Annotated in this window: 19 protein-coding genes; all 19 read left to right on the top strand. The window is 56.3% G+C overall.

The annotated features are described in order from the left end of the window. Window positions 1-251: 251 nt before the first annotated feature. Window positions 252-1,337 (top strand): ABC transporter substrate-binding protein, encoded by a 1,086-nt coding sequence (locus tag C9427_RS32330; protein WP_107653035.1) that lies wholly within the window; start codon window positions 252-254, stop codon window positions 1,335-1,337. Window positions 1,338-1,402: 65 nt separating this feature from the next. Beyond that, window positions 1,403-2,230 (top strand): ABC transporter permease, encoded by an 828-nt coding sequence (locus tag C9427_RS32325; protein ID WP_167434570.1) that lies wholly within the window; start codon window positions 1,403-1,405, stop codon window positions 2,228-2,230. 4 nt (window positions 2,231-2,234) lie between these two features. Next, window positions 2,235-3,062: an ABC transporter permease gene (locus tag C9427_RS32320; RefSeq protein WP_107653033.1), complete on the top strand. Its 828-nt coding sequence runs from the start codon at window positions 2,235-2,237 to the stop codon at window positions 3,060-3,062. A gap of 4 nt (window positions 3,063-3,066) precedes the next feature. Next, a complete protein-coding gene (locus C9427_RS32315; protein WP_107653032.1) occupies window positions 3,067-4,170 on the top strand; it encodes an ABC transporter ATP-binding protein in 1,104 nt (367 codons plus the stop codon). A gap of 331 nt (window positions 4,171-4,501) precedes the next feature. Continuing rightward, a complete protein-coding gene (locus tag C9427_RS32310; protein ID WP_167434569.1) occupies window positions 4,502-5,611 on the top strand; it encodes a mandelate racemase/muconate lactonizing enzyme family protein in 1,110 nt (369 codons plus the stop codon). A 437-nt stretch (window positions 5,612-6,048) separates the two neighbouring features. Then, on the top strand, window positions 6,049-7,230 hold the full coding sequence (gene doeA / locus C9427_RS32305) for an ectoine hydrolase DoeA (RefSeq protein ID WP_107653030.1): 1,182 nt from the start codon (window positions 6,049-6,051) through the stop codon (window positions 7,228-7,230). A gap of 127 nt (window positions 7,231-7,357) precedes the next feature. Next, window positions 7,358-8,521 carry an acetylornithine deacetylase gene (gene argE, locus C9427_RS32300; protein WP_107653029.1) on the top strand — a complete coding sequence of 388 codons (1,164 nt, stop codon included), beginning with the start codon at window positions 7,358-7,360 and terminating at the stop codon, window positions 8,519-8,521. 365 nt (window positions 8,522-8,886) lie between these two features. After that, window positions 8,887-10,059, top strand: a complete 1,173-nt coding sequence (locus tag C9427_RS32295; protein WP_107653028.1) for a M20 aminoacylase family protein — start codon at window positions 8,887-8,889, stop codon at window positions 10,057-10,059. A gap of 274 nt (window positions 10,060-10,333) precedes the next feature. Then, the gene (locus C9427_RS32290) at window positions 10,334-11,479 is read left to right on the top strand and encodes a M24 family metallopeptidase (RefSeq protein WP_167434568.1); all 1,146 of its coding nucleotides are present in this window, start codon (window positions 10,334-10,336) and stop codon (window positions 11,477-11,479) included. Between the two features lie 307 nt (window positions 11,480-11,786). Beyond that, window positions 11,787-13,043, top strand: a complete 1,257-nt coding sequence (locus C9427_RS32285) for a sarcosine oxidase subunit beta family protein (RefSeq protein ID WP_107653026.1) — start codon at window positions 11,787-11,789, stop codon at window positions 13,041-13,043. A 15-nt stretch (window positions 13,044-13,058) separates the two neighbouring features. Beyond that, entirely contained in the window at window positions 13,059-13,325 is a 267-nt protein-coding gene (locus tag C9427_RS32280; RefSeq protein WP_107653025.1) for a sarcosine oxidase subunit delta, read from the top strand. Further along, on the top strand, window positions 13,322-16,351 hold the full coding sequence (locus tag C9427_RS32275; protein WP_107653024.1) for a sarcosine oxidase subunit alpha family protein: 3,030 nt from the start codon (window positions 13,322-13,324) through the stop codon (window positions 16,349-16,351). Before C9427_RS32280 ends, C9427_RS32275 begins: the two co-directional genes overlap by 4 nt. After that, window positions 16,344-16,862: an aminomethyltransferase family protein gene (locus tag C9427_RS32270; protein WP_107653023.1), complete on the top strand. Its 519-nt coding sequence runs from the start codon at window positions 16,344-16,346 to the stop codon at window positions 16,860-16,862. The genes C9427_RS32275 and C9427_RS32270 overlap by 8 nt, the downstream gene beginning before the upstream one ends. Window positions 16,863-17,671: 809 nt before the next feature. Further along, the gene (locus tag C9427_RS32265) at window positions 17,672-18,772 is read left to right on the top strand and encodes a cytochrome P450 (RefSeq protein WP_167434567.1); all 1,101 of its coding nucleotides are present in this window, start codon (window positions 17,672-17,674) and stop codon (window positions 18,770-18,772) included. Window positions 18,773-18,783: 11 nt separating this feature from the next. Beyond that, window positions 18,784-19,101 carry a 2Fe-2S iron-sulfur cluster-binding protein gene (locus tag C9427_RS32260; RefSeq protein ID WP_107653021.1) on the top strand — a complete coding sequence of 106 codons (318 nt, stop codon included), beginning with the start codon at window positions 18,784-18,786 and terminating at the stop codon, window positions 19,099-19,101. 62 nt (window positions 19,102-19,163) lie between these two features. Beyond that, window positions 19,164-20,381 carry an NAD(P)/FAD-dependent oxidoreductase gene (locus C9427_RS32255; protein WP_107653020.1) on the top strand — a complete coding sequence of 406 codons (1,218 nt, stop codon included), beginning with the start codon at window positions 19,164-19,166 and terminating at the stop codon, window positions 20,379-20,381. Window positions 20,382-20,408: 27 nt separating this feature from the next. Further along, window positions 20,409-20,993, top strand: coding sequence for an alpha/beta fold hydrolase (locus tag C9427_RS32250; RefSeq protein ID WP_146172634.1), 585 nt, complete (start codon window positions 20,409-20,411; stop codon window positions 20,991-20,993). After that, the gene (locus C9427_RS32245) at window positions 20,966-21,238 is read left to right on the top strand and encodes a hypothetical protein (protein ID WP_146172633.1); all 273 of its coding nucleotides are present in this window, start codon (window positions 20,966-20,968) and stop codon (window positions 21,236-21,238) included. Before C9427_RS32250 ends, C9427_RS32245 begins: the two co-directional genes overlap by 28 nt. 222 nt (window positions 21,239-21,460) lie before the next feature. Then, window positions 21,461-21,684 (top strand): aminopeptidase P family N-terminal domain-containing protein (locus tag C9427_RS32240; protein WP_208636451.1); only part of this gene is annotated, 224 nt, incomplete at its 3' end.

Genomic DNA, 21,684 nt, shown 5'->3' with positions numbered 1-21,684 from the left:
CAAACACAATCTCGCCAAATCGTTGATGTTCGCCCCAGCCTTCGTCATGCAGCAGAGGCGGACGGCCTGTTGGCAACATTGAAGACACCCAGGCTCTTCTCACGAGACAACCGCCACCCGGCTTGTCGGGTGAACGGTGAGCTAACTTTGGTGATCTGAATCCTAGATGGCTGCGATATCGAAAATATTCTTGTCAACAGAAGGTGACGGCGCTTCATTCCACCGCGTCAAAAAATAAGGGGAACAATGAGATGTTTGAGAATCCGGTATCACGACGCAAATTTCTTAAAGACGCAGCGACGGCTACGGCGATAGGTACGCTGGGCTCATTCGCGGCGAGCAAGGCGTATGCCGCCGACACAATCACCGCTGTTGAATGGGGCGGATCATACGTCGACGGCATCAAGAAGATTGCCGCCAAGCAGTCCGATGTCCAAGTTAACTGGCAACTGCATTCCGGCGGGGCCGCAGCTATTCTCCCCAAGATCAAGGCCACCTGGCCGAACCCTGGCATCGACCTTCTGACGGGGTGGGACCTCTCCTTACAAGCAATCGCCCGGGAGGGCTGGGCAGAGCCAGTCACGGTGGAGAAGGTTCCGAATTTGGCCGATATCCCGAAAAAGCTGCTGATCAAGGATAGTGCGGGGAACGTCATAAACATTCCACGTTCTATCTCGTCGATCTTCTGGTTCTATCGTGAAGACAACGCTCCATTTGCGATCACCAAGATTGACGACCTCTTGGATCCTAGGCTGGCGGGGAAAGTTTGTTTCCCGGCGCCACAGTGCAACTCCAATCTGCAGATGGTAGCGCTGGCGCTGCACAAAGGTGGTGACGAGCGGAACATGGAGCCGGCTTGGGACTTCGTAAAAAAGCTGGCGCGCAGCGGAAATATCGGCCGTGTTGCTACAGCAGATACTGATATCACCAATTCTATCAGCTCTGGCGAAACTTGCGTAAGTTTTCAGGCCGGTTCCTTCGTAATTAACCTGGCACGCGACTTCAAGATCAAATACCTGACCAAAATGGATCAGGATTCAGGATTTCGGACGTTCCTCTATCAAGAGGCATGGTGCGTGTTGAAAGGAGGACATACTGACGCCGCGTTCAGATTCGCAAATTTCGCTATCAATGCTGAAAACAACGATGAGTTCAATCGCAGCATTGCTGGTATACCTGTTAATATTAAAGCGAAAACGTCGGACGAAGTGAAGCCAATGGTATTCAACGAGGAGGAAATGGACAAGTATATCCACATTCCAGACTGGGCCTATGTATCCGAGCAGGCTGACGCGTGGCTGAAGCGATGGGAGCAGGAAATCGTGCCGCTTCTCTAGGAAGGAGCGCGCCGACGACATGGACCTGGAGCCGGAGAGAGTGGATGAGGAGTACGAGAGCCAAAATGCTACTGCTACTCCCAGCGGTGGCATCATTAACCCTATTTCTTGTGCTGCCGATGTTGGCGGTCCTAGATCAGAGCCTTCGCATCTTCGAGCCCGGTCGGATTGGCTCGAAGGAAGGGGCGCCGCTGACCACCGAAAACTACACACAGCTCATTCTGCCGGTCTATGCGCGATATTTTCTTCAGACTTATGTCCTTGCCTTCTGCGCGGCAGCCATCGCCATTCTCATTGCCTTCCCGATTGCATATTGCGTTGCCAGGCTGGCATCGCCGCTAGTCAAAAAGACGGCGATTTCAGCGCTCATCGGTCTCATGTTCCTGAGCGCCCTGGTTCGAGTTTATGCAATTGACTTGACCTTCGGCTCCGTCGGGATTTTTGCGCGGATCATGTCCGCCATGGGGACAAATACCAATAGCTATCTGTACATTGATTTCGTTGTCATCGCGGGATTGCTCCACTACGCAATACCGATGTCGATCCTGGTCTTGATCGGGGCCATACAAAACCTCAACCCGCGCCTCGCAGAAGCAGCTCAGTCCCTTGGCGCGTCTGCAGCAAAGACCCATATCACGATAACGCTCCCATTGTGCATCCGCGGACTTGTCTCTGCGTTTCTGGTGTCTATGACGCTTGGCGTCAGCGCTTTCGTTATCCCGTTGATCCTGGGCCGAGGGCGCGTCGTATTTATCTCAAACCTTATCTACAGCCGCTTCAGCGAAGTTGCGAATTATCCGAGTGGAGCTGCAATCTCGATCGTTATGCTGGTTCTTTCTTTGCTTCTGATTTTCGTCATGTCCAGAATCGCCACATCATTTGATCGGCAGTGAAAGAATGCTCAGCAGGAGAAATGCAGATGTTCTCCTCGCCTGGTGCGTAACGGGAATTGTTGCCGCGACAGCAATATTCCTTCTGTTTCCGGTGATTGTCACCGTGTTCATGGCATTCGACGGGCGCGATTTCATGGGCCCATTTCCTCCTCCGAGCCTTTCGATAAAATGGTTCGAGCAGCTTTTCGACAATGCTTACTTGTGGTCCGGGTTCCAGACCAGCTTGATGCTGGCAATTGCAACGACTGTCCTTGCGGCGGCGATTGGCACATCGGCGGCGGTGGCAATCAGCGGAATGTCTCCGCGATCGCGCGATGTAATAACCACCATATTCTTGTCACCTCTCGTAATACCCGGAGTCATCATCGGGTTCGCGCTACTTATGTTCTTTTCCGTATTTGACCTTCTTCCGCCTTTTGCCAGACTGCTTGCGGGTCATTTGATCATCGCATTGCCATACACCATAAGAATGACGTTGATAGGGCTCACTGGCATAAGCGAAACGTTAGGCGAGGCCGCGTTGAGCCTCGGGGCTAACGCACGGCAGACATTCTTTACAATCACCTTGCCGCTGGCCAAGAGCGGCATTACCGCTGGCGCGATTTTCGCTTTTGCGTTCTCTATGGACGATGTCGCGATCAGTATATTTCTGTGTGACTACAATACTTACACGCTACCCGTTGCGTTAATCAGTTTAATGAGGTCGCATCTGGATCTCACAATCGCTGCGGCAGCAGTCGTCCTAATGGGCCTCACCTTCGCTTTGCTGGTCGTGCTGGACCGCGTTATCGGCCTTGAGCGAGCAATCGGTCAGGGCATTTACAGGGCTTGATCGAATGAATGTTCTGGAACTGAAAGACGTCACCAAAAGGTACGGAGAATTCACCGCAGTCGATTCCGTGTCTCTGACAATCGAGAAGGGGAAGGTGCTTTCTCTTTTGGGGCCCAGCGGTTGCGGCAAGACGACCACTCTTCGTATCATTGCAGGGTTCACGTCACCTGACAGCGGGACCGTGGAAATCTCTGGTAACAATGTAGGCCACTTGAAGCCCTATGAACGCAATGTCGGACTGCTATTCCAAGATTACGCGCTGTTCCCGCACATGACCGTGGCTCAGAATGTCGCTTACGGAATGCGGTATCGTGGAACGCCGAAATCGGAGATACCTTCTCGGGTTAAACAGCTGATGTCACTGGTTCAGCTGGCCGGCATGGAGGCCAGATATCCGAGCCAGCTAAGCGGCGGACAACAGCAACGCGTCGCGCTTGCGCGAGCGCTTGCAACAGATCCCCAGATTGTTCTCCTGGACGAGCCGTTGTCGGCACTTGATGCGAAGCTTCGTCTAGAACTTCGCATCGAGTTGAAAGAGATCCTCCGGTCGGTGGGCGCGACTACCATCGTTGTGACCCACGACCAGGAGGAAGCTCTCAGCTTGGGCGACGAAGTAGTCGTCATGCGGGGTGGGAAGATCGTTCAGCGTGGATCGCCGACGCAGATATACGCGGCGCCCGCCGACAAATTCGTCGCCGAGTTCGTCGGGAGGTCCAACTGGTTTCATGGATCAAGGCTCAGCAGTTCGAGAGACGGCGTCAGCATCTATGTCACAAGCGAAGGATCTGAGCTCCAGGCAAAAACTGAACTATCCAATCAACATGACAATGCCGATCTATGCGTCAGGCCGGAAAACATTGAGCTCATGGGCGGGGCAGTAGGCGAAGTAGCTCAAGACTCAGAATGCAACGTCGTAGTGGGTGTCGTTCTCGACGTGGCACCGTTGGGGGCCGATATGCATGTGGTCGTCGAGCTCCCGAGAAAGGGTAGATTGCTGGCAATCCGCAAGAACGCCGGAAGAAGTCCGGGATTCGTACCGGGACAACCGGTGCGCGCTCAGTTTTCAGCGTCGGACGTGCTGGTGTTTAAGGCCGGTGGGAGTGTGTGAAATGGAGCAATGTCAGTTGCAGCTGACATTTCAGCCCCCCATCTGGCTTCAGCTTCCAGCTTTGACGACAACCATCAGATAGCGACGCCGCTACAACCCTATCGAGCTGCCTTGGAGCAACGGACAAGCTGAAAGCCATATCAACCGCCTGAAGACGCCAAGCAGACAACATAGGGTCGAACGGTTCTCTAACTACTCAATGTCTATTTCAGCGGATTTACCTATTTCCATGAGCTTGGCGTCTTCAAAATACCCTGAGATCTCGGCGCCTATTCGCTCAAGAAGTCGTGCCAAGCCGATTCTATATCCCCCAACAAAAGGAAAACCCCCAATGAAAATAAATCGCATATCAGTTTTTGAGATTGTGACGCCATATCCACAAGGCTATGGCCTGTCGCGAGGGCGAATATGGACATCCTTCGAAAGCACCATTGTAAAAATCGGAACCGATGCCGGAATTGTCGGATGGGGCGAACTCCAAACGCTGGGAGGGAACTATCTGCCTGCGTTCGCAAGGGGGGCGAAAGCGGCCATTGAAGAATTAGCTCCTCACCTCATTGGAGAGAATCCGCTCCAGCTCGATCGAATCAATTATTTGATGGACCATGTTTTGTACGGTCATCCATACGCCAAATCGCCAATCGACATGGCTTGTTGGGACATCCTAGGCAAAGCAACGGAAATGCCGCTGTGTGATCTTCTCGGCGGGAGGTTCGAAGGTGGACTAGACCTTATGTGCGCCCCAACCGTTGGTTCGATTGAAGAGATGCTGGCAATGACCGCGGGCTTCCGTGAAAACGGGTTCAAGCGCATGTCATTGAAGCTGGGCGGAGATGTCGCGGAAGATGTATCAAGGATAAGGGCAATTCTCGAACATGCCCAACCCGGTGAGGAATACTACGCCGACTGCAATCGCGGTTGGACACGGGATCAAGCCCTGCGCGTGATGCGACAAATTCGGGACCTTGACATCTATATAGAGCAGCCTTGTGCTTCGTACGAGGATTGCCTCGCGGTGAGACGCCGGACGGATCATCCAATGATCCTCGACGAAATAGTCGACTCGCCTGAGATGGTGATGCGGATCATCGCCGATGGTGCAGCGGATCTGGTCAATATCAAGATTTCGAGGGTGGGTGGGCTGACAAAGGCGCGCCGTGCGCGTGATATGTGTGTAACGGCAGGATTGCCGATGACCATTCAAGATGTGGGTGGGAGCGGGATAGTACAGGCAGCGATCTACCATTTGGCGCAGTCTACCCCGCAGGAGTTCCGCCACTCTGTCTACGATCCGCTTACCGTCGTCTCCGACGCATTAACGGACGCGCCCATCTACGCTCAAGGGGGCGGAGCACTGGTAGAAGCCTCGGATCGGCCAGGGCTAGGTCAGGAACCCCTGCCGGGAAGCAGCCTAGGCGATCCAATAGCCGTATACGGTTAAATAGGTTGCCATTCACTGCAATGGTGATTTGGAGGCATGAAATAGCAAATTGTTGCCGGGGATCTGATCGAGGTGCGTCGCTTTTGGCGACGCACGTCGCTCCTCGTAGTTGGCGGCGGATGATGGCTTTGCGCCTCAGCTACCAATGGGGGCGCGGATCCATATCATGTCGATCTGCTCAGATCGACCATACTCGCTATCGCCGGTCCGATCCCGCAGGCAGTGCGGTGTTAGCGTGGATGCCGAACCACATCCCAAGATCGAGTGTGCTACGAGAATCTGCCGAGGAGAGTTCCGCCAGGCTTTGGGCGATCACGGCATCTGAAAGCCAGATGACTCAAATCTGCAAACAGAATTTGACGCCCGCAATACAGCCGATGATCGTGGCGGGTCGTCGCTCTAGCCAGGTCAGGAGCGAGAAGCCAGCGTGGGACGGTATGGGTACAAAAACTCTCAATTTCAGCTTGGACGAGTATGCGGAACGGTTGCGCAAAACCAGAACGGCCATGGAAAAACGTGGCATCGACACTCTAATCGTTAGCGATCCCGCCAACATGCATTGGTTGACCGGCTATGACGGCTGGTCATTCTATGTTCATCAAGCGGTCATCGTACCGCCTTCAGGTGATCCGATTTGGTTCGGTCGCGGCATCGACGCAGCCGGTGCGACAAGGACTTGTTACGTTGAAAGCGAAAACATCGCTTCCTATCCGGACCACTACGTTCACTCCTCTGAACGCCATCCCATGGAGTTGCTTGGCAAGCTCCTGGTTGAGCGGAAGCTAGACAAGGGCGTCGTAGGCGTCGAGAAGGATGCCTACTGGTTCTCTGCTGCGGCCTACGAGACGCTTATGGCCGGCCTGCCTAACGTCAAATTCACCGATGCGACCGTCCTCGTGAATTGGCAAAGGCTTGTCAAAAGCCCGGCGGAAATCGTTTTCATGCGAAAAGCCGCTCGCATCATCGAGCTGATGCACGAGCGTATCTACGAAAAGATCGAGCCGGGCATGCGCAAGTGTGACTTGGCGGCCGAGATCTATGATGCTGCTATTCGCGGCACGCCCGAATTCGGCGGAGATTACCCGGCGCTTGTGCCACTGCTTCCGTCGGGGGCCGAGGCCGCTGCCTGCCATCTGACTTGGGACGACCAGCCGATGCGCAACAATGAGGGTACCTTTTTCGAGATCGCCGGTGTCTATCGGCGTTACCATTGCCCGATGTCGCGGACGGTCTATCTGGGCAAACCAAGTGAGACTTTCTTAAACGCCGAGAAGATGACGTGGGAGGGAATGGAGGCAGGATTGGCCGTCGCCAAACCGGGAGCTACCGCTGAGGACATCTCGATCGCGTTCTGCGATGTGCTTGAACGTTACGGCATCAAAAAGGAGAACCGGGTCGGCTATTCGGTCGGATGCGCCTATCCCCCGGACTGGGGTGAGCACACGATGAGCCTGCGTCGTGGCGACAAGACCGAGCTTCAACCCGGCATGACGTTCCATTTCATGACCGGCCTGTGGATGGAGGACTGGGGTTTCGAGATGACCGAAACCGTTCTCATTACCGAAACCGGAATGGAGTGCTTGGCGAACGTACCGCGGCAACTGTTTGTAAAAAACTGAAAAGCCCACGAAACGGGCGCTGCATGACCGGTACTCAAGCCAAGGCGGCATCGTGGTTCAGCGGACCTAAGGGGCTCGCTTGGTCTCTGCAAGCGCTATCCGCTCTCGTGAACCTGGTAGAGGACAAATGTCAGCCGCTTTGATCGAAGACGCAAAACACATACTTGAAAAGCTGGTCGCGTTCCCGACCATCTCCCACGAGTCGAACCTAGCCATGGTGGACTATATGGCTGATTTCCTCCGCCAGCTTGGAGCAAGGGTATTTCTCCAGCACAATGAAGACGGGCGAAAGGCCAATCTGTTCGCCACGTTGGGCCCTCAGAGGGACGGGGGTGTGGTTCTGTCCGGGCACTCGGACGTTGTCCCGGTCGAAGGGCAGGACTGGTCCAGCGATCCCTTTATGATGCTGGAGAGCAACGGGCGGCTCTACGGCCGCGGCACATGCGATATGAAGGGCTTTCTCGCCTGCTGCCTTGCTACTGCTCGGGAGGCGGCGGAACTCAATCTCGAGCGACCGCTGCATTTTGCATTTACCTACGATGAAGAGGTAGGTTGCTTCGGCGCCCAGGCGCTGATGAGGGAATTGGCTCGTCGCAATATCAAGCCCGCAGCCGCCCTCATAGGCGAACCGACGATGATGCAGGTTATTGAGGGGCACAAGGGATGCTACGAATACACGACCAACTTTGTAGGCCTTGAGGGCCACGGCTCGGGGCCCGATCTCGGCGTCAACGCCATTCAGTACGCGGCAAGGTTCATCACGCATCTAATGGACCTCGGCGAAGAGTTGAAGGGCCGGGCGATGGCTGGAAGTCGCTTTGATCCACCATGGGCGACAATTCAGGTTGGGCGAATTTCTGGTGGCGCGGGCCGCAATATTATAGCGGGACATTGCTCGGTCGAATGGGAGATGCGCCCGGTTCAACCGTCCGACGCCGCGTTTGTGAAGGAGAGCCTCGAAACTTTCATCCGCCAGCAACTCTTGCCGTCAATGAAGGCGGTATCACCAGCTGCAGCCATCGAAACGATCATAGTGGGCGAAGTCGAAGGGCTCCAGGTCGTCGCACAGTCAGAGGCTCGAGACATTGCCTTCGAGATAACCGGAGCAAATAGTGCCGACGTTGTTGCATTCGGAACCGAGGCGGGTCTTTTCCAGGAAGCCGGCATCTCGGCCATCATTTGCGGGCCTGGCTCAATCGAGCAGGCCCACAAGCCGAATGAATTCGTCGACATTGACCAGCTTAAAAGCTGCCTGAAGATGCTTGCGCGGTTGCAGTCGAAACTCGTTTGACGGTAGTGATCAGTAGCAGCGAGCTAGGCAATAGATAGAAATCCGAGGCGCACGTTTTGTTTCCCTTCAGGGCGTATTTAACTACCGGTCAGTGTCGACGGTCACTTTATGCATGGTGAAGCTGGCGTGTAGCCAGCAAATGCGATGCGGCGACGCCGAAGACGGCGCGTTATTCGGACAGTCCCGTTAAAGCGAGGGCAGGATACCTACGTCCGCTATCTCCGACCGGAACGATCTGAATTCTAGATAACGGCCATCTATACATGGAATTTGACGCGTCGCTTGCGCAGGAATAGCGGGAAGGATGTAGACCCTTCTGGGTCGGTTGGGCCATCCTTCAGGCCCTGTGTCATGAGAGGTGTCACATGCCCGTTATCAATCGCGTGGCCGATTTGCACCCTGATATCATAGGTTGGCGCCGGGACCTGCATCAGCATCCCGAACTCCTTTATGATGTCTATCGAACCTCTGCGTTTGTGGCTGCTCGCCTCCGTGAGTTTGGCTGCGATGAAGTTGTGGAAGGGATCGGGCGTACTGGCGTTGTGGGTGTCATCAAAGGGCGGATTCAATCAGACTCAAGTCGAAGCATATCGATTGGTTTGAGGGCGGACATGGATGCGCTGCCCATTTTAGAGGCGACAGGCCTACCCTATGCGTCGCAGACTCCCGGTAAGATGCATGCGTGTGGCCATGATGGCCATACAGCCATGTTGCTGGGTGCTGCCTGCTACCTCGCAGAAACACGTAATTTCCGTGGTAGCGCCGTCGTGATTTTCCAGCCTGCTGAAGAAGAGGAAGCTGGCGCTGCTGCCATGATAAAGGACGGCTTGATGGAACGCTTCGATGTATCGGAAGTGTTCGGCATGCACAATTGGCCGGGTCTCGCGTTGGGATCATTTAGCATTCGGCCAGGTCCGATGATGGCCGCCTACAATGTCGTGGAGATAAACATTGAGGGCCGGGGCGGTCACGCATCTGCACCGCACGACTGTATTGATCCTGTTTTCGTCGGCGCTCACCTTATAACCGCTGTCCAGCAAATTGTGGCTCGAAACTTGGATCCCCTGGAAGCAGCGGGAGTTTCGATCTCGGAATTTCACGCCGGTTCAACACCAGGCGTGATCCCCCAATCCGCTGTTCTACGCGGCACGATACGCTCCCTTTCAGTTAAAGTGCACGAACTGATCAAGGCTCGATTGAGCGAGATCGTTGCGGGTACGGCGAAGATGAGCGGCGCAAATATCGAGTTGTCATTTATTGGTGGTGCGCCGCTAACGTTTAACCACGCTGATCAGACTGAGATAGCGCTGGCAGTCGCCAAGGATTTGGTCGGGGAAGCCAATGTCCATTCCAATCGACCGATCATGGCGGCTGAAGACTTCGGCTACATGCTGGAAGCTCGTCCAGGAGCTTACATACTTTGCGGAAATGGCGACAGCGCTGGCTTGCACCATCCGGCTTATGACTTCAACGACGAGGCTATTCCGTATGGAACTTCCTACTGGATCAAACTTGTCGAGACCAAACTCACACCTTGAAGCGATCACACCATGCGCCGAAGCTTCGCCTTTCAGGCGAAATTGACAGCCTGTCCTCCAATCTCGATGCTAGATGGGGCCTATATCAACACTGCATTTGACCGATCAAACGATGCATCCTCATATTCGGTCGGTCCAGCGCAAGGGCATGGGCCGTGAAACTCGGGGCAAATAGATGGTCCTTTATCCGCCCATGAGCGTGTTTGTACGAACCAAACCCCACTCGCCCGAGGCGAACTCTGTGAATAATTCCACTCAAATCGGGGAATCCGGGATGAACCACTACGTCACGTCAGCTAGTCTTGAACATGAACGCCGGCTAAACGCAGTCAAGCAGGCTTGTCGGGACCGCAACATTGACGTCGCTGTATTCACCAGCCCGGAGAATATATGCTACATTACGGGTCTTGATTACGAAGGCTATTTTGCTCTTCATGCTCTTCTGGTCTCGCCAAATGGGAAGTCAATTCTATTTGCTCGCTATATCGAGGCGCCTACGGTTTCTCGACAGACTACAGGCGTTGAATTTTCCGGATACACTGATACTGATGACGTTGCCGCACTGATAACGGCTAAAATAGTCTCACTAGCCGGGGAAGGCGCGCGCGTCGGGCTTCAGCGAAACAGTGCCGCTACGGTCAAGATTGATGCGCCTCTACAGTCATATCTTCCGAAGGCCGATGTTATTGATGCATCGGGTATCGTCGAGAGCCTGCGAGAGGTGAAATCGCCTTTCGAAATCGAGCAGATAAAGCGCGCTGCGGAGATTTCAGATCTCATGGTTTCCACCGGGCTGCGCGAAGCCGGTGAGGGGGTAGTCGAAAACATTGTTGCTGCGAAGATTTACGGTGCGATGATCGCAGCGGGGGGGCAATGTCCAGGCTTTCCACCATTCGTCAGATCGGGTGACAGGATATCAGAGCCGCATACTTCATGGACCGACCAACCTCTGAAAAGTGGTGCTCCGCTTCTTCTGGAATTGTCGGGCTGCGTAAATCGCTATCATGCACCAATGGCCAGGTACGGGTACATTGGATCAGCATCTGCGGCAGCCAAGCGATTAGCCGAAGTAAGCCACCAAGCCCATCTGGCCGCTTTGGCAGCTCTTAAGTCTGGATGTCTTGCTCGGGATGTCTATTCCACTTGGAAGGCATGTCTTGACCCTGCGAATGTAAGCCCTAGAGCTCCTCACTGTGGCTATATGGTCGGTCTATCCTTCCCACCCACCTGGACTGGCGGCCCTGGCGTACAAAGCCTGCATGAAACGAGCTCGATGGAAATCCGCGAATCCATGGTGTTCCATTTGTTGACCTGGGTAACCGATGGGCAGAATGACCATTTTCTGTCTGACTGCGTTGTCGTCGAAAAGGCCGGTGCCGTTTTTCTGACGAAGACGTCAAGAGAGATTTTCGAGATCTGACAAAAAATCAATTGGTCGATATTTCGTCTTGGCGGCGGGGCAGCCTCCTGTCGCGGGTTCAAGACACGGCAAAGGGTGAGGTTAGCCTGTCGCTTAGCGAAGGCTGACCTCCTGCCGGTACGGAGATGACCATCCGGTTTCGACTGCGTTTCGGCCATCTTAAATCGCGATGGCACCTTTCGAGACTTTATGTTGGTGTTCCCAATGCCAAGTGGCTCATATCATCATTGAGCGGGGCGCGGAAAACGCTGCAATTTAAGAACTCTGCAATTTTCCGCCTGCTGCTCGTCAAGATAACGGGTCCGGCATGTACGGCTATTCGGTTTTCTCCATTCTGCGCAACGGCCTCTCGGGTCAAAAGCACTGGCCTCTCGCCTGGCGCGCCCCCAGTCCAAAGTCGAACTACGATGTGGTCATCGTTGGCGGCGGGGGACACGGCCTGGCGACCGCGTTCTATCTCGCCGAGAACCATGGCATTCGCAATATAGCCGTTGTTGAGAAGGGTTATATTGGCGGCGGCAACGTTGGTCGCAATACAACGATCGTCCGGTCCAACTATTTGCTTGACGGCAATACCCATTTTTACGAATTTTCGTTGAAGTTATGGGAGAACCTGTCACGGACGCTCAACTACAACGTGATGTTCTCACAGCGCGGCCAGTTGGTCGCTGCCCACTCGCCCGATCAACTCGATGGCTTCAGTCATCGCGCTAACGTAATGCGGCTGAACGGCATCGACGCCGAAGTTCTTGACCGCGATGAAGTCCGACGGATGGCGCCCTATTTCGATTATTCGGAGACGGCGCGCTTTCCGATCTATGGCGCGCACTGGCAGAGCCGCGCTGGTACGGCTCGTCACGACGCCGTGGCCTGGGGATATGCACGTGCCGCCGACGCCCATGGCGTTGACATCATCCAGAACTGCGAGGTGACGGGCTTCATTCGCCAAGGTGAGCGTATAGTTGGCGTTGAAACAACCCGAGGGAAAATCGGCGCCGGAAGGGTTGGGCTTGCCGTGGCGGGGCACACCTCAACGTTAGGCCGCAAGGCCGGCCTCGAACTGCCGATCGAGAGCCATATTCTACAGGCTTTCGTGACCGAGCCAATCAAGCCGCTTGTCCATCAGACCGTTGCCTATGGTGCAGACCATTTTTATGTCAGCCAGTCTGACAAAGGCGGGCTTGTATTTGGCGGCGCGCTCGACGGCTACAATTCCTACGCCCAGCGCGGCAATCTTGGCATCGTGCGCGACGTCGCCGAGGCCGCGGTCGCCCTGATGCCCTGTATTTCTCGCCTACGGATTCTGCGCCACTGGGGCGGGGTGATGGACATGACGCCCGACGCGAGCCCGATCATGTGTCCAACGCCGATCGATGGGCTCTACCTGAATGGTGGCTGGTGTTATGGCGGCTTCAAAGCTACTCCCGCCTCGGGATGGTGCTTCGCTCATACCCTCGCCACAGGCGCACCTCATCCGCTCATCGCCGCCTACGGGCTCGACCGCTTCCGCACCGGACGAACCATCGACGAAGCCGGCATCGGCCCATTTGCCTGGTTGCAATAATAGGACTGACCCCAAGTGCTGCAAATCAAATGCCCCTGCTGCGGTCCGCGAGATCACGACGAGTTTCGCTATGCCGGCGACGCATCCGTTGGCCGTCCAGCCCACACTGATGCCGATTTCGAGCGCTGGTACCGTTACGTCTTCGTGCGAGAGAACCCGGCAGGCGCCCACCGGGAATATTGGCAGCATGTGATGGGCTGCCGTCAGTGGCTGATCGTCGAGCGCAACACCGTCAATCACACAATCCTTTCAGTCAACTTCAGCAGGGGGACGCCGGCATGAGGCGGCTGAACAAGCTCGGGCGGATAGATCGTTCGCAGCCCATCGCATTTACCTTCGACGGCAAGACGATGACGGGCTTTCGCGGAGACAGCCTGGCGTCGGCGATGCTTGCGAATGACGTGACCATCGTTGGCCGGAGTTTCAAATATCACCGGCCGCGCGGAATATATTCGGCGGGACCGGAGGAGCCGAACGCGCTGGTAACTATAGGCACGGGCGGACGGCGTGAGCCAAACTTGCCGGCAACCACCGTGGAACTGGCGGACGGCTTGGTGGCGGAAAGCCAGAATCGCTGGCCATCTCTCAAGTTCGACGTGCAAAGCATCAACAGCTGGTTCTCGCCGTTCTTGGCGGCAGGCTTCTACTACAAAACCTTTATGGGACCAACCCGGCGTTCGTGGATGTTTTACGAGCACTTTATTAGGAAGGCGGCAGGGCTCGGCCGCGCCGGGCAAGAACCCGATCCCGACAGATATGAAGTCCGTCATCTCTTCGCAGACGTGGCGGTTGTCGGGGCTGGACCGGCTGGACTGGCGGCCGCGCTGGCTGCCGCGGAAGCGGGTGCCAAGGTTGTGCTCGTCGAGCAGGATTTTCTGGCAGGGGGCTATCTTCTATCAGAGCCTTCGGCCGGCCAGGCGGGAGCTTGGCTTGCTGGAATGTTGGCGAGGCTCGCGGACATGCCAAATGTTTCTCTCATGACGCGTACCATCGCGTTCGGGGCCTATGACGGCAATGTGCTCGGTCTCTTAGAGCGGCACAATTCAAGTTCCGTTGATCCAAGACAAGGTGAAGCGCGTCAGACCCTGGGGCTCTTGCGGGCCAAGTCGATCGTCTACTGTACGGGGTCGATCGAACGTCCGCTCACCTTTGCGAACAACGACAGGCCCGGCATAATGCTCGCCTCGGCAGCGCGCACCTATCTTAATAGATACGGCGTGCTTGCGGGTAAGAGGGTGCTGGTTGCGGCCGACAATGACAGCGCCTACAGCGCCGCAATCGATCTTGCGGCGGCCGGGGCGCAAGTGACGATAGCTGATAGCCGCGCGCAGCCTGGGCCTCAACTTCTGGAGCAGGCGCGCCGCGGAGGAATCGCCGTCCGCGCGACATCGATGATCGCAAAGGCTATCGGAGGTCACAATGTCCGTGCGGTCGTGCTTATCGAACCCCGCGGCAAGACTACACTGGAATGCGATCTGATAGGGGTTTCCGGCGGTTGGTCCCCAACGGTGCATCTGACCTCCCATCTCGGAATCAAGCCGGTTTATCGCGAAGACATTCGCGCCTTCGTTCCCGGGAAGCTCGGAGCGGGGCAGTTCGTAGCTGGTGCTGTAACTGGAAGCTTCACAACAGAGGCTGCTGTCGACGATGGGCATCGTGCCGGGAACGAGGCGTTCGCGTTCTGCGATGCAGCAAGATCATCGCAGGCGCAAGTCAAGTTTGATCTTCCCAAAATCAATGCCAAACTTGGTGTTATTGGAGATGATGGGAACTCGGGTTTGCGGCCAAAGCCTCCTTTGTCTCCTGCGTTCTCAACGCAGACCAACGAGGGGGTTGGAGGGAAGATGAACCTTGCCAAGGGCAAGGCCTTCGTCGACCTGCAGATGGATGTAACCGTGAGTGACATCGCGCTTGCGCATCAGGAGGGATACCAGTCCGTCGAGCATCTTAAACGCTACACTACACTGGGGATGGGCACGGACCAGGGCAAGACAAGTAATTTCTACGCGCTTTCCGCGATGGCCGGGTTGCGCGGCATGGCGATCCCGGACGTTGGCACTACGACTTTCCGGCCTCCCTTTACGCCCGTCGCCGTGGGGGCGCTGGCTGGGCTTAGTCACGGGCATCACTATAAGCCGTTTCGGCGAACGCCAATGCACGACTGGCATGTTTCCAATGACGCGGAGATGCTTGAGACCGGGCTCTGGATGCGACCCTGGTTCTATCATGCTTCTAGCCGCGACGTGAACGAGGCGTACGTCGCGGAAATGCGTAATGTGCGGGAGGCGGCCGGCCTCATGGACATTTCCACACTCGGCAAAATCGCGGTTCAGGGGCCGGATGCGGCTGAATTCCTTGACCGGGTTTATGTTAACGGCTTTGCCAAGCTGCCCGTCGGTCGCGCGCGTTATGGCGTGATGCTGCGCGATGACGGCATCGTCTTCGACGACGGCACGACCACGCGGGTAGGCGACCAGCACTTTTTCATGACGACATCAACCGCTCGGGCCGCGGACGTGATGTCTCGGCTCGAATTTCTGCTCGATACCGCTTGGCCTGACCTGCGCGTTTCGGTGAGTTCGGTGTCAGACGAGTGGGCGGCGATGTCGGTGGCCGGTCCTAAGAGCCGCGATATCCTCGCCGCCGCGTTTCCCGATTTGGACGTGTCTAACGACGCGTTGCCGCATATGGGTCTTCTTGAAGGACGGTATAGGGACAGGCCGCTTCGCATCATTCGTCTCAGCTTTTCGGGCGAGCGGGCTTACGAAATCTATGCGGGGGCCAGCGTGGGCAAGGAAGCATGGTGTCGTCTGATAGACGCCGGCACGCCCTTCGGCCTTAAGCCCTACGGCATCGAGGCTTTGGGGGCTCTGCGGGTCGAAAAAGGTCATGTCGCCGGGCCGGAGATCGACGGCAGGACGACGCTCGACGACCTCGGGCTACGCCGCATGGCGGGCAAAAGCAGCGGCTTCGTCGGCGAGGTACTTGGTCGGCGCCAAGCATTCAGCGACCCTGAGCGGCCACGCTTGGTCGGGCTGCGTTGCGTTGAGGATGGCAGGCGGTTGCGCGGTGGCGCGATACTCTTCAGGCCTAACGAGCCTGTTCAGGGCCATGGGCTCGGCCGTATTACTTCGACCACCTACAGTCCCACACTCGACGCCTGGGTGGGGTTGGGGCTGCTAGCCACCAGCGCAGCGCAGGAGGGCGCCGAGTTTATCGCGCATTATCCCCTGAAAGGCGAGGCGGTGCGGGCCCGCGTTGTCTCGCCCACATTCCTCGACCCGAAGGGAGATTGGTTCCATGGCTAATGGTTCTGAGCAAGCCAATCTCGGGATAGCGTCGCAGGACTGCGGAATCGTTCAGTTCGACGGCTGGGACGACGCCATGGCCCGTTTTGAGGCCGACCTCGCGCCAAGGCTCGGCGGGCAACTCCCGACGAAGGTCGGTGATACCACGTATCAGGACGGCAAGCTTGTCATTCGCATTGCACCGCGCCGCTTATGGCTGCTCTGCGATGGACCGCCACCTGCTATTGATATCGATCCTGAGCTCGGCTGCATGCTCGCGCTCGGCGAAGGCAGGGTGCGTCTGCGGCTTTCCGGCCAAAATATTAAGCATGTGCTGGAGCGATGCGTTGTGGTTGATTGGGACTCTCTGCAAGAGGGGGAGGGGGTCCAAGTTGGTTTCCATCGCGTCCCCGTGTTGCTACTGCGCACCGGGCCGTTCGAGTGCGACCTCTTCGCCCCGCGTAGTTTCGCGAGAAGCCTAGTTGAATGGATTTCCGAGGTCGAAATTGGCTGCCGGCATACCGGCCCCTAGAAGGAATCCTATGCGGATCGGTTGGCGCCAGCCAGCTAGCGAGGGGATATTTGCTGCGGCTACTACTACGCAGGGCATTCGGCTGCCACGTGGGTGTCGCCGTCACACCTCTCAATGCCAGCATACTGCGACGGGTCCGCGCGAGTCGCGACAGATGGCGTGCGGCTTTCGGTCATTGGTGAGAGTCACCAACGTCATTAGAAAGCATGGGCTTTGCTCACGACCTTTCTGACAGGGCGTGTTCTTCTACGGCGGCAAGATTGAGGAACAAGGTACCCCGGCTATAAACCATGAGGGAAGAACCCCGCAGTTTATCCGCGCCGTAAAGGAAGCGGTCTGATCAGGAGGCTGCCTGGGCCCGAACGATTGACCGGGCACACAAGGGCCCTTCAAGCGGCTGCAGGCGTGCAATGGGCTCTTAGCCAACTAGCGCCGTTGAACGCTCCTCCCAGCAGATCCGTTTCACTCCACGCAGGACTATGCAGAGCTCATTTCAAGAAGCATCGCCTTTTGGCACGAATGTAGGTCTTGGTTAGCCTAAATTGTAACTAGTGACGCTTTTTGACATCGATCGATCGTGCCTGCCGGATCGGCCGAAGTTACACAACGCGTGCCGAGCGCCGAGGGCAAGTTTACTAGCAGCTTTGGTAACGCCTCGTCGGTCTCTGATATCAAGGAACCAATTATGAACAAACGCCTTGACTCCGATCTCTTCGTCCAATTGGTCAATGTTGTCGCTAGCAAACGTAGACCCCTTCCCAAGCTACGACGAACTCAGGAAGCGTGGCCCCTTGGTGTGGGACCCCGGCATGAACTGCTGGCTCGCCGTGAGCTACGACGCGTGCAAGATCATCGAGTCCGATGAAGATACCTTTCGGATCATGTACGTCGACGGATCTCCAAAGACGCTTGAAATCAATGGCGGGGCGACCGGTGTATCGGTGATGACCGGCGAGAAACACGGGGCCATGCGCCGGGTGTATCTCAAGCTGCTCAGCCCCAGTGCCATGACAAAGTACCGGGTTGATCACGTGCTGCCCGTTATCAACGATGCAATAGACCGCTTCCAGAAAAGAGGGAGCGCCGAGCTCGTTACGGAGTATGCGCAGGCCATTCCGGAGCGGGTGGTGGCGTCGATGTTTGGGCTCCCCTGGAAGGACGATGCGCTCGTCATGCAGGTTGCGGAGTGGCACAAGGACATCGTTGCCTGGATCGGTATGAAAAATGCCGGCGGCGAATTGATGCAAAAGGCTCAGAATGCGTCGGACAAGCTGAACGAGCTGTTTCTCCCCCTCGTGCTTGAACGAAAAGACAAGCGTGGTGACGATTTCATAAGTTTGCTCTGGTCGCAGGGTGAGAAGGACTATCCTGGCCTCGGGGTAACGGAAGTTCTCCATAACACGCGAGATTCTGCCATTGGCTCGGGAGAAACGACGGCAAACGCAATTGCCAACGCGGTCTACCTATATCTGACCAATCCCGAAGCTCGCCAGGCAATCACGAACGATCAGGGTGCAGCCCTTAACGCCTTTGTGGAAGAGACCTTGCGGCTTTTAGGGTCCGTCCAGTGGCGCTTCCGGGTAGCGAACCGGGACGTATCGGTCTTGGGCGTGTCAGTGAAGAAGGACGATGTTATTTGCAATCTGCACGCCGCCGCCAACCGAGATCCGGAACACTATAGTTGTCCCCACGCCCTGGACCTAAACAGAAAAGCGCCGAATGACCATCTGGCCCTGAACGTTGGACCGCGGCTCTGCGCAGGCATGCACTTTGCTAGGCTTTTGATGCGTGAAGGCATGAAGGGCCTTATCGAACGGCTTCCTGAGCTACGGCTTGATACTTCCATGGAGCCTCCACGCTTTAGGAATTATTCCCATCGTTCCTACGGACCACTCCACGTTCTATTTTGAGGTAAATCAGGGTGAGAATAGTCGTATACGACCAGGGCGGGGCAAGGGTCGAAATCGGTGATGTTGCCGGACAAACGCTTATGAGCGCCATCCGCGACAAAGGCCTCAACATCACGGCCCAGTGTGGCGGCTGTGCGGCATGCGCAACGTGCCACGTGTATGTGGACGATGAATGGACCAGCAAGCTCAAGCCTGTCGGCGATGTTGAGGATGCCATGCTGGACATCGCCGAAGAGCGGCAAGAAAACTCTCGACTCTCGTGCCAGGTGAAGCGGACTGAAGATCTCGACGGTTTGACTGTAAGGCTGGCGCCCGGTTCCGGGTTCTAACGCAAGCCTGTCGCATTCTGCGGCACTTTTGCAACAATCGAACGACGGCGGAAGCACGCCTTATGCGAAAGAGACTACTAATAGTCGGCGGTTCATACGCAGCATCCGAGTTGGCGTGCCAAGCGCGTGAGAACGGCTACGCGGAAGACATTTTGATTGTTAGCGAGGAAGGTGACCTTCCGTACCATAGGCCGCCACTTTCCAAGTCCTATCTCAAGGACGCCAGTGAGGAGCTCATGCCCCTAAGGGCGGAAGCCTTCTACAGGGACAAGGCCATTGAGGTAGAGCTGGGCGCGAGAGTCGTCGCGATTGACGGGCGTGGGAATCGTGCCACGCTTTCCAATGGCGTTGTCATACCATTCGACACCCTCGCCCTGGCAACAGGCGCCCGTGCCCGTACGCTGCCCGGCCTCGATACCTGCCCCGGCAACATGCACTGCGTTCGGAGCGTTGCAGACGCCCGAAAACTCCGGTCGGCGATCTCTGGCGCGGAAAAGGTGGTGATCATCGGCGCAGGATTCATGGGCCTCGAAGTCGCATCTGCCCTCGTTCGGCAAAACAAACACGTAACGGTAGTGGAAGCTGCGGATCGTGTTCTGGCTCGCGCCGTGTCCCCCGAACTTTCGAGGTTGCTGTCGGCAATTCACGCCCAAAACTCGGTGAACCTAATCACTTCCCGGAAGGTGCGTCCGATCATTGGCCACAGCGGGCTTATCAATCGTATCGAATTGGACGACGGCTCGATCCTGCAAGCGGACATTGTTGTTGTTGGGGTGGGCTCTCATCCCAATCTCGAACTCGCGCAGCAGCTAGAGTTGAAGGTGGGAAACGGGATCGTCGTCGACGACAAGTCACGAACCTCCAGGAGCAATGTATTTGCGGCGGGCGACTGCGCCACGTTCAGTGGTCAGTTCAACCTAGCGGGCATCCGCCTTGAATCGGTGCAGAACGCGATCGATCAGGCCCGCGTAGCCGGCAACGCGATAGCTGGAGGGGACAAGGTTTACCACGCCGTTCCTTGGTTCTGGTCCGATCAGTATGAGTCGAAAATCCAGATCGCGGGTCTGTCTGGTGGGGCGACTTATTCTGAATCCCGGCACGGGGAAAAATCGGATGTTTCCGTCTTTCATTTCCGCGATGACGTCTGCGTCAGCGTTGAAAGCGTCAATCGTCCCCGTGACCACATAGCGGCGCGCCGCCTTCTTGCGGGCAGTAAAGAGATTACCAGACGGAACCTTCAAGAGGTTGATTTCAATATATCGGCACTCCTAAAGGCTTAGGCGTCGATAACACAAAGAGGCAGCATCATGTCTACTTCAGCGGGCGTGCCCGCCTGCACTGATGCTGAGTGTCTGGCGTATGGCAATGGCCTTTGGGTGGAAGTCCAGGGAACAGGCGACTGTATCCGCCACTGGTCGTCCGGTTTATCCGATCAAACCCCAATGGCCGTCTTCTATATTCACGGCGATCGCCTGTGGTTTGGAGAACCTGCGGGCTACGAGGACAACAGCGTTGCGAGGCAGCAAACCTACGCGAATACGGCAGCGTCTTCGCTCGGAATGCCGTTCATCAAGATCGCCCGTCCGGGACTGTACGGATCTTCAGGCAAACACAGTTCGGCTCGCCAGATGCGCGAGATGGAGCTGGTTGCAGGGGCTATTCGGCAGCTCATCGCACGCCACATTATCAAGCGTTACGGGTTCGCAGGACAGTCCGGCGGCGGTAGTGTAGCCAGTTATTTGCTGACACAATTCCCGGATGTGGAATGTGTCGCATTTTCAGCCGCTTGCCTGTCCTTGGATGGCCTGCGCAGGGTAGCCCGGAGCGCAGTGGGTACGATGGACCTGAGGATATTTACGACCCCGTGGCGCATTTGTCCAAGGTCGCAATGAATCCTCCCCATCGTTTGTTTGTAATTGGCGACGAAAAGGACAAGTCAGCGCTCTTTTTGAACCTCGAGGACTACTATCAGGCTGCGAAGGCGTTAGGGCACGATGTCGCCCTCTTCCGAACTGAAGGACTGGGTAACAACCATGTTCTGGACGCCACAGGCCAGCACGCGGTGGCGTGGGCTTTGAAGGGACTCTCCACGGAAGAGATCGAAGTGAAAATCGCCAGCAAAGAGATCGTGGGTTAAAACGGCGGCTGCCGGCGCGTGACTGGGGCCATGAGGAGAGCCTCACGACAACCTGCTGATATATCGGGCGAGAGACGCAGATCTGGCGGGCGATCAGGCACATTTGAAATAGCGTCTGTGCCTCCGGCGCGATTTTGAGATGTTTCGGCACCGGGCGCCTCTAGGATGGTTTTTAGATGCAGCTGCCACGGCTGAAAACGTCCGGATAAACAGGGTTACAGAATGAATCAGGAAGTCTCCTACGGCTTTGCGCCGACTGAGTTCGAAGAGCGTGTCGCCAAGGCTCAGCGGTTAATGGATCAACATCGCCTAGACGGCTTGTTGCTCACTTCGATGGACAATATCCGGTATTTCATCGGTGTCGATTCCACGTTCTGGGAGAGCTTTACCCGACCTTGGTTCGTGTTAGTGCCTGCTACCAGAGCTCCCCTTGCGATCATTCCGGA

Origin of the sequence: Mesorhizobium helmanticense, assembly GCF_003034915.1 — a bacterium.
In the GTDB taxonomy this organism is placed as follows: domain Bacteria; phylum Pseudomonadota; class Alphaproteobacteria; order Rhizobiales; family Rhizobiaceae; genus Mesorhizobium; species Mesorhizobium helmanticense.
This window is presented reverse-complemented; position numbering and strand designations above follow the sequence as displayed.

Bases quoted from the DNA above. Each gene is read 5' to 3' on its own strand.
- C9427_RS32320 (WP_107653033.1), top strand. From the start codon at position 2,235: ATGCTCAGCAGGAGAAATGCAGATGTTCTCCTCGCCTGGTGCGTAACG.
- argE (WP_107653029.1), top strand. From the start codon at position 7,358: ATGTCAGCCGCTTTGATCGAAGACGCAAAACACATACTTGAAAAGCTG.
- C9427_RS32275 (WP_107653024.1), top strand. From the start codon at position 13,322: ATGAGGCGGCTGAACAAGCTCGGGCGGATAGATCGTTCGCAGCCCATC.
- C9427_RS32265 (WP_167434567.1), top strand. From the start codon at position 17,672: ATGAACTGCTGGCTCGCCGTGAGCTACGACGCGTGCAAGATCATCGAG.
- C9427_RS32325 (WP_167434570.1), top strand. From the start codon at position 1,403: ATGCTACTGCTACTCCCAGCGGTGGCATCATTAACCCTATTTCTTGTG.
- C9427_RS32270 (WP_107653023.1), top strand. From the start codon at position 16,344: ATGGCTAATGGTTCTGAGCAAGCCAATCTCGGGATAGCGTCGCAGGAC.
- C9427_RS32315 (WP_107653032.1), top strand. From the start codon at position 3,067: ATGAATGTTCTGGAACTGAAAGACGTCACCAAAAGGTACGGAGAATTC.
- C9427_RS32250 (WP_146172634.1), top strand. From the start codon at position 20,409: ATGTCTACTTCAGCGGGCGTGCCCGCCTGCACTGATGCTGAGTGTCTG.
- C9427_RS32255 (WP_107653020.1), top strand. From the start codon at position 19,164: ATGCGAAAGAGACTACTAATAGTCGGCGGTTCATACGCAGCATCCGAG.
- C9427_RS32290 (WP_167434568.1), top strand. From the start codon at position 10,334: ATGAACCACTACGTCACGTCAGCTAGTCTTGAACATGAACGCCGGCTA.
- C9427_RS32330 (WP_107653035.1), top strand. From the start codon at position 252: ATGTTTGAGAATCCGGTATCACGACGCAAATTTCTTAAAGACGCAGCG.
- C9427_RS32285 (WP_107653026.1), top strand. From the start codon at position 11,787: ATGTACGGCTATTCGGTTTTCTCCATTCTGCGCAACGGCCTCTCGGGT.
- C9427_RS32310 (WP_167434569.1), top strand. From the start codon at position 4,502: ATGAAAATAAATCGCATATCAGTTTTTGAGATTGTGACGCCATATCCA.
- C9427_RS32295 (WP_107653028.1), top strand. From the start codon at position 8,887: ATGCCCGTTATCAATCGCGTGGCCGATTTGCACCCTGATATCATAGGT.
- doeA (WP_107653030.1), top strand. From the start codon at position 6,049: ATGGGTACAAAAACTCTCAATTTCAGCTTGGACGAGTATGCGGAACGG.